This is a genomic window from Stenotrophomonas sp. HMWF023, assembly GCF_003060985.1.
In the GTDB taxonomy this organism is placed as follows: Bacteria; Pseudomonadota; Gammaproteobacteria; order Xanthomonadales; family Xanthomonadaceae; genus Stenotrophomonas; species Stenotrophomonas lactitubi.
Genome location: NZ_QAIJ01000178.1, coordinates 1 through 13,948 on the forward strand (window position 1 = coordinate 1; position 13,948 = coordinate 13,948).

Sequence of the window (13,948 nt, forward strand, 5' to 3'; positions counted from 1 at the left end):
CCCTTGAATGGAGGTGTGTCTCCGGCCCACCCCCACGAGCCCCCATGCCTGCTGCCCACATTCCTGCGCTGTCCACGCTCTCCCTTCTGATTGCGGCCGCTCTGGCCGCTGCCCCGGCGTATGCGGCTGATGCCGATGCGCCGTCGGCGACCACTGCCACTTCGGCCAGCCTTGCCGCGTCCACGCTGGATGCGGTGGTGGTGACCGGTTCGCGCACCAGTACGCGCACGGTGAAGAACAGCTCGACACCGATCGACGTGATTTCCGCCGAGGACCTGGCGGCTACCGGCCAGGCCAATCTGCTTGAAGCCCTGCAGCGCAGCCTGCCTTCGCTCAGCCAGATCGGTGGCTATCAAAGCGACCAGGAAAGCCTGATCCGCGGCTACCAGCTGCGCAACCTGTCGCCGGGATACACGCTGGTGCTGGTGAACGGCAAGCGCCGCAACGCCAGTGCGTATGTGAGTGGCGCCAACGGTGGTGGTTATCCGGGCCACGCCTGGGCCGACCTGGCGCTGATTCCGGTATCGGCCATCGACCACGTGGAGGTGCTGCGTGACGGCGCTTCGGCCATCTACGGTTCGGACGCGATCACCGGGGTGATCAACGTGATCCTGAAATCGCAGGCGCACGGTGGCGATGTGTCGGTGGAGAGCGGGCAGAGCACCGATGGTGACGGCAGCCGCACCAGCGTGCGCGCCAACATCGGCCTGCCCTGGGGCCAGGATGGCTTCATCAACCTGTCCGGTGAGAGCACGCGCCAGCACCATGCAATCCGCACGCGACGCTATATCGATGGCTACCTGAGCTATCCGGCGGTGGACGGTAACGGCAACCTTGTGGCGCTGCGGCCGAACAACCGGCTGCCGGCCGGGGCGTCGCCGAACCCGGCCGAGGCCGGACGCGATGCCGAGGCCAACATCATCCTCAGCTCGCCGTCGTATGCGTTGAAGGCCTTCGCGGTGAACGTGGGCCATGGGCTGGGCGAGAACGCGCAGTTCTACGCCAATGCGACCGCCAGCGACCGTACCGCGCAGGCGATCCAGAATTTCCGGCTGCCGGCGACGATTTTCACCACCTACCGGGCGCCGGGCGTGCTGAGCGTGTTTCCCGACGGCTTCCTGCCGGTGCTGGAAACCAAGGAGAAGCAGTACACCGGCACGGCCGGGGTGAAAGGCCAGGTTGCGGGCTGGGACTACGACGTCAGCCTGACCGGCAACCGCAACACGGTGCGCACCTACACCCGCAATTCGGTGAACTACTCGCTGCCGTACCCCGACTCGCCGACCGACTTCTACGACGGCAAGCTGGACTACCAGCAGGGAATCGCCAACCTCGACCTGCGTCGCAGCTTCGAGGTGGCGGCTTTCGCATCGCCGCTGGAAGTAAGTGCCGGTGCCGAATACCAGCACGAGCAGTACGAGCGCGGGGCCGGGCAGTGGGAGTCGTACACCGGCTTCGGTGCGGCCGCCTTCGTGGGCTATTCCACCGCCGATGCGGTGAAGGCCAGCCGCAACAGCAAGGCGGTGTACGCAGGTGCAGCGACCAACATCACCTCGCGTTGGTACCTGGATGCAGCCGCGCGCTGGGAAGACCATTCCGACTTCGGCACGGTGTCGACCGGTCGGTTGACCACGCGCTTCGACTTCACCGATGCGCTGGGCGTGCGTGCCACGGTCAGCAATGGCTTCCACGCGCCGAGCCTGGGGGCGCAGTTCTACCAGGCCACCGGCAGCTGCCCGTGCGGTACCACGCTGGTGGCGCAGGTCGCTTCGCCAGCAGCGGTGGCGCTGGGCGCTACCCCGCTGAAGCCGGAGAAGGCCACCAACTACAGCCTCGGCGTGACCTGGGACCCGAGCCCGGCCTTCCATCTGGCGGTGGATGCGTACCAGATCGACATTCGCGGGCAGCTCGGCCAGTCCAGCCAGATCGGCTACAACGCGCAGGACCCGGCGCGGGTGACCGACAACAGCGGCACGGTGCTGACCGCCGCGCAGAAGAACACGATTGATGCGCTGCTGGGTACGGCCGGCATCAGCATCCTGCCCGGTGATGCGTTCTACGCCAGCTATTTCACCAACGTGGGCGATACCCGCACGCGCGGTGTGGAACTGACCCTGGAAGCGAACCAGGAAACACAATGGGGCAAGCTGCGCTGGAGCTATGCGGCCAACGTGGGCCGCACCACCATCCAGAAGGTGAGCGCGATTCCGCAGGCACTGCAGGGGCTGCCGAACATCAACCTGCTGACCAAATCGAGCGAGTACGCGCTGCGTTTCCGCACGCCGTCGTACACGCAGGTGGCGGGGCTGGGCTGGCAGAACGGGCGCTGGCGCTCGAACGTGGACTTCACCTACTACGGCCCGATCAAGCGCCTTAACAACGGCGTGGAGTACAAGCAGCCGCCGGTGCTGGTGACCAACCTGTCCGGAGGGGTGGAGCTGGGCGCGGGCTGGAGCGCGGCACTGGGCATCAACAACCTGTTCGACAAGCGCACACGCAAAGTGCCCGCATACGCACGCAGCGCCACCGATGTGGCCAGCATCGAGACCACCTGGGACAGCGGTGATGTGCTGAGCAACGTCGGCACGTTCTGGTACGGGCGCGTCAACTACCGGTTCTGAGGTTCATGCGACACGCAGCCGAGCATGGCTTGGCTCTACATGGGAGCGTTTCATGTCATCTGCATTGAATGTGGTTGCGTTGATTGGTTCGCCGACGGCATCGGCCAACTCGCGCACGTTGCTGCTGGTGCGGCATCTGCTGGAAGAGCTGCGTGAGCGGGTCAACATCAGCGTGGAGCTGGTCGAGCTGGCGCCGATCGCGCGCTCGCTGGGGCAGGCGCTGCAGCGTAGTGAAGTGGAGCCGCAGGTTGAGCGGGCGCTGGCCACGATTGAATCGGCGCAGCTGCTGGTAGCGGCCACGCCGGTATATCGCGGGTCCTATCCGGGCCTGTTCAAGCACCTGATCGACTTCATCGAGCTGGACGCGCTGGTGGATACACCGGTGCTGCTGGCCGCGACCGGTGGCAGTGAGCGCCACGCGCTGGTGATCGACCATCAGCTGCGGCCGCTCTTCAGCTTCCTGCAGGCGCATACGTTGCCGATCGGGGTGTATGCCACGCCGGCCGACTTCGACGGCGACCGCATCAACAGTGCTGCTCTGCAGGCGCGCATCCAGCTGGCGGCCGAGCGTGCAGCGGGACACGTGGCGCCACTGGCGGCGGCGCTGCCGGCGCCGCTGCGCAGGATCGCCTAGGACGTGGCGGTGCAGCTGCGGCACTTGGCGTTCCTCACGCCCGGAAGCTATCTACCGGAACAACCCCGCGCGGGCCTGGACGCGACGCTGGCGTTGATCGCGTTTGCCGAACAGCTGGGCTATGACGGCGCGTGGGTGCGCCACCGCCACCTGGAACCGGGCATCAGCTCGGCAGCAGTGTTCCTGGCGGCGGCCAGCCAGCACACTACGCGCATCGAGCTGGGCAGTGCAGTGATCCAGCTGGGCTATGAAACACCATTCCGCCTGGCTGAGGATCTGTCGTTGCTGGACGCGCTGGCCGGTGGCCGGCTGCAGGTGGGCGTCAGTACCGGCGCGCCGCCGCACGGGGAACTGGTTGGGCCCTTGCTGTTCGACAGCGACCCTGCGCGCATCGACTTTTCCCATGGCCGGGTGGCGCGGTTGCTGGAAGCGCTGCGGGGTGAGCCGTTGGGTGCCGCCGATGCCGAGGTCGGCAACGCCGCCACGCGCTATCGTCCGCGACTGCAGCCGCATGCGCCGGGGCTGGTGGACCGGGTCTGGTATGGCGCTGGCTCTCTGCAGTCGGCGCGTTCGGCGGGTGAGCAGGGCCTGCATCTGCTGCTGGGCAACGTCAACCGCGCCGAGCTGAGTGATGACTTCTTCGGTGCCCAGCTGCAGCACCTGCAGGCCTATCGCGCGGCATTGCCGTTGGACAGCCCGCGCCGCGTGGCGGTGGGGCGGGTGCCGGTGCCCACCGATGGTGTGGATGCGGCCACGCGCCGGCGGATCGACGCCTTCAGTGCGCAGCGGCATGCGCGCACCCTGGCGCCGCAAGGGCCACGCCGCACCATGTTCGCGCCCGACGTGGTCGGCAGCACGGCGCAGATCATCGCGCGGTTGCAGGCCGATCCACTGCTGCAGCAGGTGGACGAGCTTCGCGTGGAGCTGCCCTATGAGCTGCCCGAGCAGGACTACCGGCGCATCCTCACCACGGTGATCGAGGACATCGCGCCGGCACTGGGCTGGCGCGCGCCTGCACAGGCGGCCTGACGCCGCAAGCGCCCATAACGGCCGGCAGTCTGCTTATTGCCAACCTGCATCTGCATGGCCGGATCCGACCGTGGATTGTCGAGTTCTGGCGCTGGCATGCGGCCGTCCTTCTCTAGCATCGATATCGAAGCGGCAGTGCATTGCCGCCCCCTACGAGGACGATTCCGTGGCAGTAGACGCAACCCACAAACCCATCCTGTTCCTGCTGGACCGCGAGTTCGAAGACGGTCAGTTGCCCGGACAACGCTTCTTCTGCAGGCACAGCCTGCTGCTGGAAGGCGCGCTGTCGAGCATCGATGGCCTGGACGCGCAACTGGACGTGCGCCGCATCGGCTTCAGCCGGCCGCGCCGCGAGGTGATCGCCGAGATCGGCGAGCAGGACCAGTCGCTGCCCAAGCTGGTGCTGCCGCAGGGCGTGGTCAATGAGCACGCCAGTGGTGAGTACCAGCAGCGCCAGTACATCTCCGGTGCCGAGCCGATCCTGGCGGCACTGAACGGCCTGCTGGGCATTCCCGTGGCCCACCCCTGAGCGAGGACGTGACGATGAGCTACCTCACCAGCGTGTTGGACAAGAGCCCAGTGGCCGACGGCAGCACGCCGGAACAGGCGCTGCGCAACAGCCTGCAACTGGCACAGCGTGCCGAGCAGCTGGGCTATCACCGTTACTGGTTTGCCGAGCACCACGCGGCACCGACGTTGGCCAGCCCTGCACCGGAAGTGCTGGCGGCGTGGGTGCTGGCGCAGACCCGGCGCATCCGCATCGGCAGTGGCGGGGTGATGCTGCGCCACTACGCGCCGTACAAGGTGGCGGAGAACTTCAATCTGCTGGCCGCACTGGCGCCGGGGCGGGTGGATCTGGGCGTGGGCAAGGCACCGGGCGGTCTGCCGGCATCGACTGCCGCACTGGCCGCCGGTCGCCCGGCATTCGCCGATTTCGACCAGCAGCTGCGCGACCTGGAAGGATATCTGTCCGATGCGCAGGCTGATGCGCAGGCGCGGCCGATTCCGCAGACGGCGCCGGAGCGCTTCCTGCTGGGCGCAAGCCCGCAGAGCGCGCGGCAGGCGGCCGAACTGGGCTGGCGCTTCGTGTATGCCGCGCACTTCGACGGTGACCCGAAGCACATCGAGGCCGCCTTCGCGGCGTATCGCACGGTGTCCACGCTTGCACCGCTGCTGGCAACGGTGGCCTTCGCCGCGCCCACCAGCGAGGCCGCTGCGCGCCATATCGGCGCGCTGCGGGTCTACAAGCTGCACCTGGGCCCCGGACAAACGGTGAACCTGCCCAGCCCCGAGGCCGCTGCCGAGTACGCACGGCAGGTGGGTGTCACTGATTTCCGCGTCGAAGAAACACGCCCCAGCGTGCTCTCTGGCGACGCGCAGCACGTACGCAGCGAGCTGGATGCGCTGCACCGGCGCTTCGGCGTGGGTGAATTCATCCTCGACGCGCCGGTGGCCGACCTCGACGCACGCCTGACGTCCCTTGAACTGCTGTCGCCCGCTCCCCGCGCGGCGGTGGCCTGACTGCTGGAGCGACCCCATGAGCACGACCCCGCGTCCCATCCCGTTCGGCATCATGCTGCAGGGCCCCGGCAGCCACATGCATGCCTGGAAGCACCCATCCAACGCGCCTGATGCCAGCGTCAACCTGGGCTATTACATCGACATCGCGCGTACCGCCGAGGACAACGGCATCGCCTTCGGCTTCGTTGCTGACGGTCTGTACATCAACGAGAAGTCGATCCCGCATTTCCTCAACCGCTTCGAGCCGATCTCGCTGCTGTCGGCACTGGCGACGGCAACGAAGAAGATCGGTCTGGCCGGCACGCTGTCCACGTCGTACAGCGATCCGTTCACCGTAGCCCGCCAGTTCGCCTCGCTGGACCTGCTCAGCGGCGGCCGTGCCGGCTGGAACGTGGTGACTTCGCCGCTGGAAGGTTCGGGCCGCAACTACGGCCGCCCGCATCCGGAACACGCGCTGCGCTACCAGATTGCCGATGAGTACCTTGAAGTAGTGCAGGGCCTGTGGGATTCGTGGGATGACGATGCGTTCGTGCGCGACCGCGACAGCGGTACGTTCTTCGCACCGGAGAAGTTCCGTCGCCTCGACCACAAGGGCCGCTTCTTCCAGGTGGAAGGGCCGCTCAACATCCAGCGCTCGCCGCAGGGGCAGCCGGTGATCTTCCAGGCCGGTTCGTCCGACGATGGCATTGCGCTGGCCGGCAAGTACGCCGATGCGGTGTTCACCCACGCGCCGTCGCTGGAGGAGACCCGTGCGTTCACCCAGAAGGTGAAGAACTCGGCGATCGCCCATGGCCGCAGCGCCGGTGACGTCAAGATCTTCCCGGGCATCGGCCCGATCGTCGGCCGTACGGCGGAAGAAGCCGAGGCCAAGTACCAGGCAATTGCCGCGCTGGCGGGGCTGGACGATGCAGTGGCGTATCTCGGCCGCTTCTTCGACCACCACGACTTCAGCCAGTACGACCCGGATGCGCCGTTCCCGGAGCTGGGCGATATCGGTTCCAATTCCTTCCGCTCCACCACCGACCGCATCAAGCAGGACGCGCGCGAGCAGGGTCTGAGCCTGCGCCAGGTGGCACTGCAGGCGGTCAGCCCGCGGCCGAACTTCATTGGTACGCCGGAGCATGTGGCCGACGAACTGATCCGCTGGTTCGACGCCGGTGCCAGCGATGGCTTCATCCTCGGCTTCGCCGCGCAGCGCGAAGGCCTGGATGATTTCGTGACCCTGGTGCTACCGCTGCTGGAAGCACGCGGCTACCACCGCAGCGGGCTGGAAGGACAGACCCTGCGCGACCACCTGGGCCTGCCACGCAAGGCCAGCCGGTATTCGACCGACGCCGAGCCTGCGCGGAAGGTGGGATAAGGCAATGAGCGGAGATACCTCGGTAGCGCCGGGCCATGCCCGACGGAATTCGCCGGCAACGGGCGTACTGCCCGAGATCGCGGCACGTGCCGATGAGGCCATCGCGATCCGCCATGACCTGCACCAGCACCCGGAACTGGCCTTCGAAGAACACCGCACCAGTGCTCGCGTAGCGGAACTGCTGCAGCAATGGGGCTATGCGGTCAGTACCGGTATCGGTGGCACCGGCGTGGTCGGTACGCTGCAGCGCGGGCAGGGCAGTCGCCGGTTGGGTCTGCGCGCCGACATCGATGCGTTGCCGATCCATGAGGAATCCGGGCTGGCCTATGCCAGCCAGCGCGAAGGCCTGATGCACGCCTGCGGCCACGATGGCCACACCGCCATCCTGCTCTCGGCCGCCCACTACCTGGCGCATCACGGGCGGTTCGATGGCACGTTGCAGCTGGTGTTCCAGCCGGCCGAGGAAACCGGGTCGGGTGCTTCGAAGATGATCGCCGATGGCCTGTTCGAGCGCTTCCCGGTCGATGCCATCTATGGCCTGCACAACTGGCCGGGTGTGCCGGTGGGACACTTCGGGTTCGTCGACGGACCCGCAATGGCTTCGGTGGACTGGGCGCGGCTGCGGGTGATCGGCAAGGGTGGCCACGGCGCCGAGCCGCAGGGCAGCGTCGACCCGATCCTGGCCGCTGCACACATCATCACCGCGCTGCAGAGCGTGGTCTCGCGCAATGTCGATCCGCGGCAGATGGGCGTGGTCACCGTGGGTTCGATCCACGGTGGGCAGGCCGCCAATGTCATCCCCGATGTGGTCGAGCTGAAGCTGACTGTGCGTGCGTACCTGCCAGAGGTGCGCGATACCCTGCGTCGGCGGGTCACAGAAATTGCCGAGCAGACCGCCGCCGCGTTTGGTGCGCGTGCCGAGATCGAATTCCCGCGCGGCTTCCCCAGCGTGATCAACCACCCCGAACAGACTGCGTACATCCGCGAGGTGGCGGTACAGGGCTTCGGCGCCGGGCAGGTGGTGGAGGCCTTCGCACCGCGTACCGCCAGCGAGGACTTCGCCTTCCTGCTGCAGGCGCGGCCGGGCAGTTTCGTGTTCGTCGGCAACGGTGACAGCGCGCCGCTGCACAGCCCGCGTTATGTGTTCAACGACGCGGCCATCGCCCCCGCGGCCAGCCTGTGGGCGCGTTTGGCCGAGCACTACCTGGTGGAGGACGTGGCATGAGCGTGCGGTACGACAACGATCGCTTCCTGTACACCGCGGTGGATGACCCGTTGGCGCGGCCGTTGTTTGACGGCCTGGAACAGGAATACGACAACCGCTACGCGGACGTGCGACGTCGGATTGGTGGCAGCGCCCGCGAAGAACTGCAGCGCTATCCGGCGGAGGCCTTCGCGGCCCCGGTGGGTGCGTTCGTACTGCTGCTGCGCGACGGGGTAGCAATCTCCGGCGGTGCGTTCATGCCGCATCGTGATGACGATACCGCCGAGTTCAAGCGGATCTGGACGCTGCCTGGTCTGCGCCGGCAGGGCATCGCCCGTCGCGTACTGCAGGAACTGGAAGACCAGGCGGCGCGGCAGGGCTATCGACGCGTGTTCCTGACCACCGGCTTCCGTCAGCCGGAGGCAGTCGGCCTGTACCTCAGCCACGGCTACACCGCGCTGTTCGACCTGGATGCAGACCCGGAAACCATCGCGCATCTGCCGTTCGAAAAACAGCTGGTGCCGCAGCCACAGGTGGGCGTCGCGCCCGCCATCGCACTGCATGGAGCGGTGGCATGAGTACGCCGTCCACCGCCATCGAGGGCATTCCCCGCCAGCCGGCCACGGCGCTGAAGATCGTGCCGGCACGGCACCCGCTGCAGGTGATCGGTACGGTGCTGGCACTCGCGCTGATCCTGATCGGGCTGCAGTCGGTGCTGGGCAACCCGCGCTGGGGCTGGGGCACGTTCGCCGAATGGTTCTTTGCCCGCCCGGTACTGGAAGGGTTGGGACGGACCTTGCTGCTGACCGCGCTCGGTACCGGCCTCGGCTTCGCGCTGGGCACACTGTTGGCCTTGGCCCGCGTCTCCGGCTCACCGCTGCTGTCGGCGGTGTCGTGGGGCTACGTGTGGCTGTTCCGTTCGATTCCGCTGCTGGTGCTGTTGCTGCTGCTGAACAACCTGGGCTACCTGTACAGCACCATCGAACTGGGCGTGCCGTTCACCGGCATCAGCCTGTTCTCGTACCCGACCACGCAGTTGATCGGCGTGTTCACTGCGGCGGTACTCGGCCTCACCTTGAACCAGGCGGCGTTCTCTGCGGAGGTGATCCGTGGCGGCATCCTGTCGGTCGACCACGGCCAGTACGAAGCCGCCGCCGCGCTGGGCCTGCCGCGCGGCCGACAGGTGCGGCGCATCATCCTGCCGCAGGCGATGCGTTCGATCCTGCCGGCGGCGTTCAATGATGTGATCGGGCTGGCCAAGAGCACCTCGGTGGTCTATGTGTTGGCGCTGCCGGAGCTGTTCTACACCGTGCAGGTGATCTACCGCCGCAACCTGGAGGTGGTGCCGCTGCTGATGGTGGCCACGGTCTGGTACCTGGTGATCCTGACGGTGCTGTCGCTGCTGCAGCGGCGGGTGGAGCAGCGTTTCGCCCGCGGCCAGCTGCAGCATGAGCGCAACGTGTCGCGGGTGCCGTCGACGCCGCCACGCCCGGTGGTGCCGGCCATTGCACGCGTACCCAGCCGCGCGGCTTTTGCCGTGCCGATCGAGGCGGGCACGGGCGCCGCCGTTTCATTGCAGGGTGTGGGCAAGGCCTTCGGCGAGCAGACGGTGCTGGATGATGTGCACCTGGAACTGAAGGCGGGCAGCGTGACCGTGCTGATCGGCCCGTCCGGTGCCGGCAAGTCCACGCTGCTGCGGCTGATCAATCATCTTGAACGCGCTGACAGTGGCTTCGTCACCGTGGGCGGCCAGCTGATCGGCTACCGCCGCGACGGTGACACGCTGTATGAGCTGCCGGAAAGCGAGATCCGCCGGCGCCGCGCGGAAGTCGGCATGGTGTTCCAGGGCTTCAACCTGTTCCCGCACATGACCGCGCTGGAGAACATCATCGAAGCGCCCATCGCGGTGCGCGGCATTTCGCGTGCACAGGCCGAGCAGCAGGCGCGCACCCTGCTGGAGCGGGTGGGGTTGGCCGACAAGGCCGATGCCTTCCCGCGCCAGCTGTCTGGCGGCCAGCAGCAGCGCGTGGCCATTGCCCGTGCGCTGGCGCTGCAGCCGAAGGTGCTGCTGTTCGACGAGCCGACCTCCGCGCTGGACCCGGAGCTGGTGTCCGAGGTGCTGAGCGTGATCGAGGAGCTGGCCAGTTCCGGCACCACGCTGGTGATCGTCACCCACGAACTGGGCTTCGCCCGCCGCGTGGCCGACCACGTGGTGATGATGGACCAGGGCCGGGTGATCGAACAGGGCACGCCGGACGCGCTGTTTGAACACCCGCGCCAGCAACGCACCGCCGATTTCCTGGCCAAGACTCTGTAACCCCTTTCGAGAAACCCCATGAGCCCAGCATCGCAGCGACGTCCCGCACGCAGCACCCTGTTGATCGTCGGTGTGCTGGTCATCGGCATCGCCGGCATCGTCTACTCACGCGTACGCCAGGGCCCCGATGGCGTGCCCGTTGCGGCGACATCACTTGCAGCCAGCAATGCGGAGATACTGAAGGGCACGCCCGATCCGAAGGCGCAGGCGCTGATTCCGGCCGGCTACCGTTTCGTCACCCCGGGTGCCTTCACCATCGCCACCCATCCTGGCCAGTTGCCGTTGGCCGACTACGGTGCCGACAGCAAGGAAGTGGTGGGCGTGGAGCCCGATATCGCACGATTGATCGCCGATGGCCTGGGCCTGAAGCTGGTGGTGGTGCCGGTGGCCTGGGCCGACTGGCCGCTGGGGCTGGAATCGGGCAAGTACGATGCGGTGCTGTCGAACGTGACGGTCACTGAAGAGCGCAAGAAGAAGTTCGATTTCTCCAGCTACCGTTTCGACCTGCTGGGCATCTATACCCGCACCGATGGGCCGATCCAGAAGATCGCCACGCCCGCCGACGTGGCCGGGCTGAAAGTGGTCGTGGGCGCCAGCACCAACCAGGACCAGATCCTGCGCCAGTGGGACAAGCAGAACATCGCCGCTGGCCTGAAACCGGTGGAGTACCAGTACTTCGATGACGCGGTGATCGGGCGGCTGGCGGTGATCACCGGACGCGCCGATGTGTCGTTCGAGCCGAATGCCACCGGCGCCTATTCGGCACGCGATGGCAAGGTGCGCCGGGTCGGCCTGTTCCCGGGCGGCTGGCCCGATGCGGCGGCGATCTCGGTGACCACCCGCAAGGGCAGTGGCCTGGCCGATGCGGTGACCCAGGCGCTGAACACGCAGATCAGCAGCGGTACCTATGCGAAGGTGCTGGCGCGCTGGAACGTGGCCGAAGAAGCGGTGCCGCAATCGCAGACCAATCCACCGGGGTTGCCGGGGTTCTAGCGATGCCGCCTGGTAGGCGTCGAGCTTGCTCGACGGAAGGCATGCCGACCAAGGTCGGCCTCTACCGGAGGGCGTGCCAACCAACGGTTGGCACCCACCGGAATGCGAGGCGGGGCATGCCGACCAAGGTCGGCCTCTACCGGGGTCAGGACTGCCAATCGACGTGTTCCGGGCGGGCGCCTGCATTGCCGTGAAAGAAACTGATCGCAGCGAAGCACGCTTCGACGTCGATGCACCATGCCAGCGGATAGCCATCCACCTGGCCGTTGTCGAGCCGGAAATAGGCGTTGCCGGCGCGATGTTCGTTTCCGCAGGAATGGAAGCCGCCGTCGCCCGGCTCGTGCAGGTACATCAGCCACGCGTGCTCCGCATTGCGCAGCATGCACAGCGTTGGCCCATCGGGCACCGATGCCCACAGCTCGAACTGGGGCATGGATGCGGCCAGCGCCAGTGCGCTGGCCAGCTGTTCGTCGGTAGTGGCGGCAACCGGGCCGCCATTGAGTAGAAGTTCGATCACTTCGGTTCCTGCAGGGGCGTCATTACCAGCGTGCCTCAAGCATACGGAACGGGCCATCGAGCAACACCCCGTCCTTGTCGAAGTTCTGTACCGATCGCCCATCGACACGCACGTCCTTTGGTACGGTGCGGCTCGGCCACCAGACACGTACCGGCGTGCCCTTGCGCAGTCCTTTGCCGAGCGAGACCTGCAGCGTTCCATCGCGCTGGCGCGCCTGCATCTGCAGGGTTCCGTAGGCAGTGGGCAGGCGGTCGACGGCCAGGCCTTCACCGGCCACCCAGGAAGGCGGCGTACCCGGCAGCAGCGACAGCGCATCGTCGTCCTCGCGCATCAGCATGCCGAACAGGGTGCGACCGTACTCGGCGCCGATCCAGGTGTGCGGCATGTCGCCCAGGTAGCGCGGGAAGCGCAGCCGCGAATGCACGACCTCGGCCAGCACCTGCCACTCCAGCGGCCTGCGATCGTGCAGCAGGCCCTGCAGCAGCTCATCGGCCGCTTCAGGCTGGCCGAGATGCACGTAGCTCAGCACGTTGCGGATTTCATACGGCGTGTAGGCATACAGCGCACCGGGCTGGTTGCGCTTGCGCACATCGTCCAGGTAACGGGCGAAGGTGGTGCGCAGTGCCTCGGCAGGCAGCACGCTTTGCGCACCGGTCGGGTCCAGTGCGATCGACACACCGGTCGGGTCGCCGTCGCCGAGGTCGGCCGACGATGGAATGAAGTCGATGCCCTTCCATGCCATCGTCGCGCGGATCGAGGCATGCAGGGCGTCATACAACGCCTTGTACTGTTCGCGCGCCCACTTCGCGGTTTCGTGGTCGCCCAGTGATTCGGCAAGCCACGCGCCGTCATGCCAGCCCTTCAGACCCCAGTAGTCGTCCCAGTAGCTGTGGGTGGGCGAGGGGTAGCCCTCGTGGCTGATCGACGGCGCAAGAATGCCGGCGAAGCGCTCCGGTGCGGGCTGGTCGGCCATGTAGCCCGGCACCAGCGTGCGTTCGCGCAGTTCCTGCAGGAAGCGCAGCGCGGCCTTCACCTTGGGCAGATAGGCACGCACGCTATCTGGCCCGCCATCCAGCCGTGCAACGTCGGCCACCAGGGTGACGTACTGGCCCTGGCTGTCGTACTCGATGTCCGAGCCGAAGCCGGTATTGACGCTGCCATCGTCGTTGAGGATGGGCGACACCAGGCCGTTGCCGTGCACGCCATGCTCGCTGTACCAGGCCAGGTAGTCGCGCGCGACCTTGGCTTCGCCCATGCGCAGCAGCACGGCCGAGGTGGCCATGCCATCGCGGATGAAGGAGCGGTTGTAGTTGCGTGGGCCGGGCTGCATCGCCGGGCCGGTCTGGTTGATCAGCATGTACGCGGCCTGCGCGCGCAGCATGTCCACCAGCGAAGGATCGGGCAGGCGCAGGCCAACCTGGCCCAGGCGTGCCTGCCAATCGGCGGAGGCACGGCTGGCCAGCGTGTCGAAGGCCTTGTCGCCGTCGCGCGGTAGCGAGGCAAGATCGAGTTCCGGTGCTTGCGGCAGCACGCCATTGGCATCGGCGGTGGCGGTACCGAGCGGGAAGGCCACCACCACCGCATCGCTGGCACCGGGTGCCAGGCTGACGCGATAGCTCAACGCCGCCGCTGCCAGGCCTGCGGCATCGCTTGCCTGCTGTGCGGCAGGCAGTTGCCCGCTGGCGATGGCCGACGTGATCTCGGTGTCTCCTTCGTTGCCGAAGGGCGCGGTGCCTGCGGCATCCACCGCAG

The 13,948-nt window shown here is 67.1% G+C and carries 11 protein-coding genes and 1 pseudogene; 10 read left to right on the forward strand and 2 right to left on the reverse strand.

The features are described from left to right. The first annotated feature begins 44 nt into the window (after positions 1-44). The 10 genes from DBR20_RS09650 to DBR20_RS09695 all read left to right on the forward strand — a co-directional run bounded on the left by DBR20_RS09650 (position 45) and on the right by DBR20_RS09695 (position 11,679). A complete protein-coding gene (locus DBR20_RS09650) occupies positions 45-2,621 on the forward strand; it encodes a TonB-dependent receptor (protein ID WP_108266022.1) in 2,577 nt (858 codons plus the stop codon). Between the two features lie 52 nt (positions 2,622-2,673). Beyond that, positions 2,674-3,255 (forward strand): FMN reductase, encoded by a 582-nt coding sequence (msuE, locus tag DBR20_RS09655; protein WP_108266023.1) that lies wholly within the window; start codon positions 2,674-2,676, stop codon positions 3,253-3,255. Positions 3,256-3,264: 9 nt separating this feature from the next. Then, positions 3,265-4,284 (forward strand): LLM class flavin-dependent oxidoreductase, encoded by a 1,020-nt coding sequence (locus DBR20_RS09660; protein WP_108266034.1) that lies wholly within the window; start codon positions 3,265-3,267, stop codon positions 4,282-4,284. A gap of 166 nt (positions 4,285-4,450) precedes the next feature. After that, a complete protein-coding gene (locus DBR20_RS09665) occupies positions 4,451-4,813 on the forward strand; it encodes a DUF3088 family protein (protein WP_089240600.1) in 363 nt (120 codons plus the stop codon). Positions 4,814-4,827: 14 nt separating this feature from the next. Further along, on the forward strand, positions 4,828-5,805 hold the full coding sequence (locus DBR20_RS09670) for an LLM class flavin-dependent oxidoreductase (RefSeq protein WP_108266024.1): 978 nt from the start codon (positions 4,828-4,830) through the stop codon (positions 5,803-5,805). A 16-nt stretch (positions 5,806-5,821) separates the two neighbouring features. Then, positions 5,822-7,165 carry an LLM class flavin-dependent oxidoreductase gene (locus tag DBR20_RS09675; RefSeq protein ID WP_108266025.1) on the forward strand — a complete coding sequence of 448 codons (1,344 nt, stop codon included), beginning with the start codon at positions 5,822-5,824 and terminating at the stop codon, positions 7,163-7,165. A 4-nt stretch (positions 7,166-7,169) separates the two neighbouring features. Continuing rightward, positions 7,170-8,390 carry a M20 aminoacylase family protein gene (locus tag DBR20_RS09680; protein WP_108266026.1) on the forward strand — a complete coding sequence of 407 codons (1,221 nt, stop codon included), beginning with the start codon at positions 7,170-7,172 and terminating at the stop codon, positions 8,388-8,390. Further along, a complete protein-coding gene (locus tag DBR20_RS09685) occupies positions 8,387-8,947 on the forward strand; it encodes a GNAT family N-acetyltransferase (protein ID WP_108266027.1) in 561 nt (186 codons plus the stop codon). The genes DBR20_RS09680 and DBR20_RS09685 overlap by 4 nt, the downstream gene beginning before the upstream one ends. After that, positions 8,944-10,686 (forward strand): amino acid ABC transporter permease/ATP-binding protein, encoded by a 1,743-nt coding sequence (locus DBR20_RS23735; protein ID WP_108266028.1) that lies wholly within the window; start codon positions 8,944-8,946, stop codon positions 10,684-10,686. Before DBR20_RS09685 ends, DBR20_RS23735 begins: the two co-directional genes overlap by 4 nt. Before the next feature lie 18 nt (positions 10,687-10,704). Beyond that, complete coding sequence (locus tag DBR20_RS09695; protein ID WP_099821301.1) at positions 10,705-11,679, forward strand: ABC transporter substrate-binding protein; 975 nt, start codon at positions 10,705-10,707, stop codon at positions 11,677-11,679. 145 nt (positions 11,680-11,824) lie between these two features. Here the strand turns inward: DBR20_RS09695 and DBR20_RS09700 are convergent, their stop codons facing one another. Next, positions 11,825-12,196: an Imm1 family immunity protein gene (locus tag DBR20_RS09700; protein WP_181393058.1), complete on the reverse strand. Its 372-nt coding sequence runs from the start codon at positions 12,194-12,196 to the stop codon at positions 11,825-11,827. A gap of 22 nt (positions 12,197-12,218) precedes the next feature. Then, positions 12,219-13,948 (reverse strand): annotated as a pseudogene (locus DBR20_RS22895) (hypothetical protein); the annotation flags it as partial.

Coding starts and splice junctions, on each gene's coding strand:
- DBR20_RS09650 (WP_108266022.1), top strand. CDS start 45: ATGCCTGCTGCCCACATTCCTGCGCTGTCCACGCTCTCCCTTCTGATT.
- msuE (WP_108266023.1), top strand. CDS start 2,674: ATGTCATCTGCATTGAATGTGGTTGCGTTGATTGGTTCGCCGACGGCA.
- DBR20_RS09670 (WP_108266024.1), top strand. CDS start 4,828: ATGAGCTACCTCACCAGCGTGTTGGACAAGAGCCCAGTGGCCGACGGC.
- DBR20_RS09675 (WP_108266025.1), top strand. CDS start 5,822: ATGAGCACGACCCCGCGTCCCATCCCGTTCGGCATCATGCTGCAGGGC.
- DBR20_RS09680 (WP_108266026.1), top strand. CDS start 7,170: ATGAGCGGAGATACCTCGGTAGCGCCGGGCCATGCCCGACGGAATTCG.
- DBR20_RS09685 (WP_108266027.1), top strand. CDS start 8,387: ATGAGCGTGCGGTACGACAACGATCGCTTCCTGTACACCGCGGTGGAT.
- DBR20_RS23735 (WP_108266028.1), top strand. CDS start 8,944: ATGAGTACGCCGTCCACCGCCATCGAGGGCATTCCCCGCCAGCCGGCC.
- DBR20_RS09695 (WP_099821301.1), top strand. CDS start 10,705: ATGAGCCCAGCATCGCAGCGACGTCCCGCACGCAGCACCCTGTTGATC.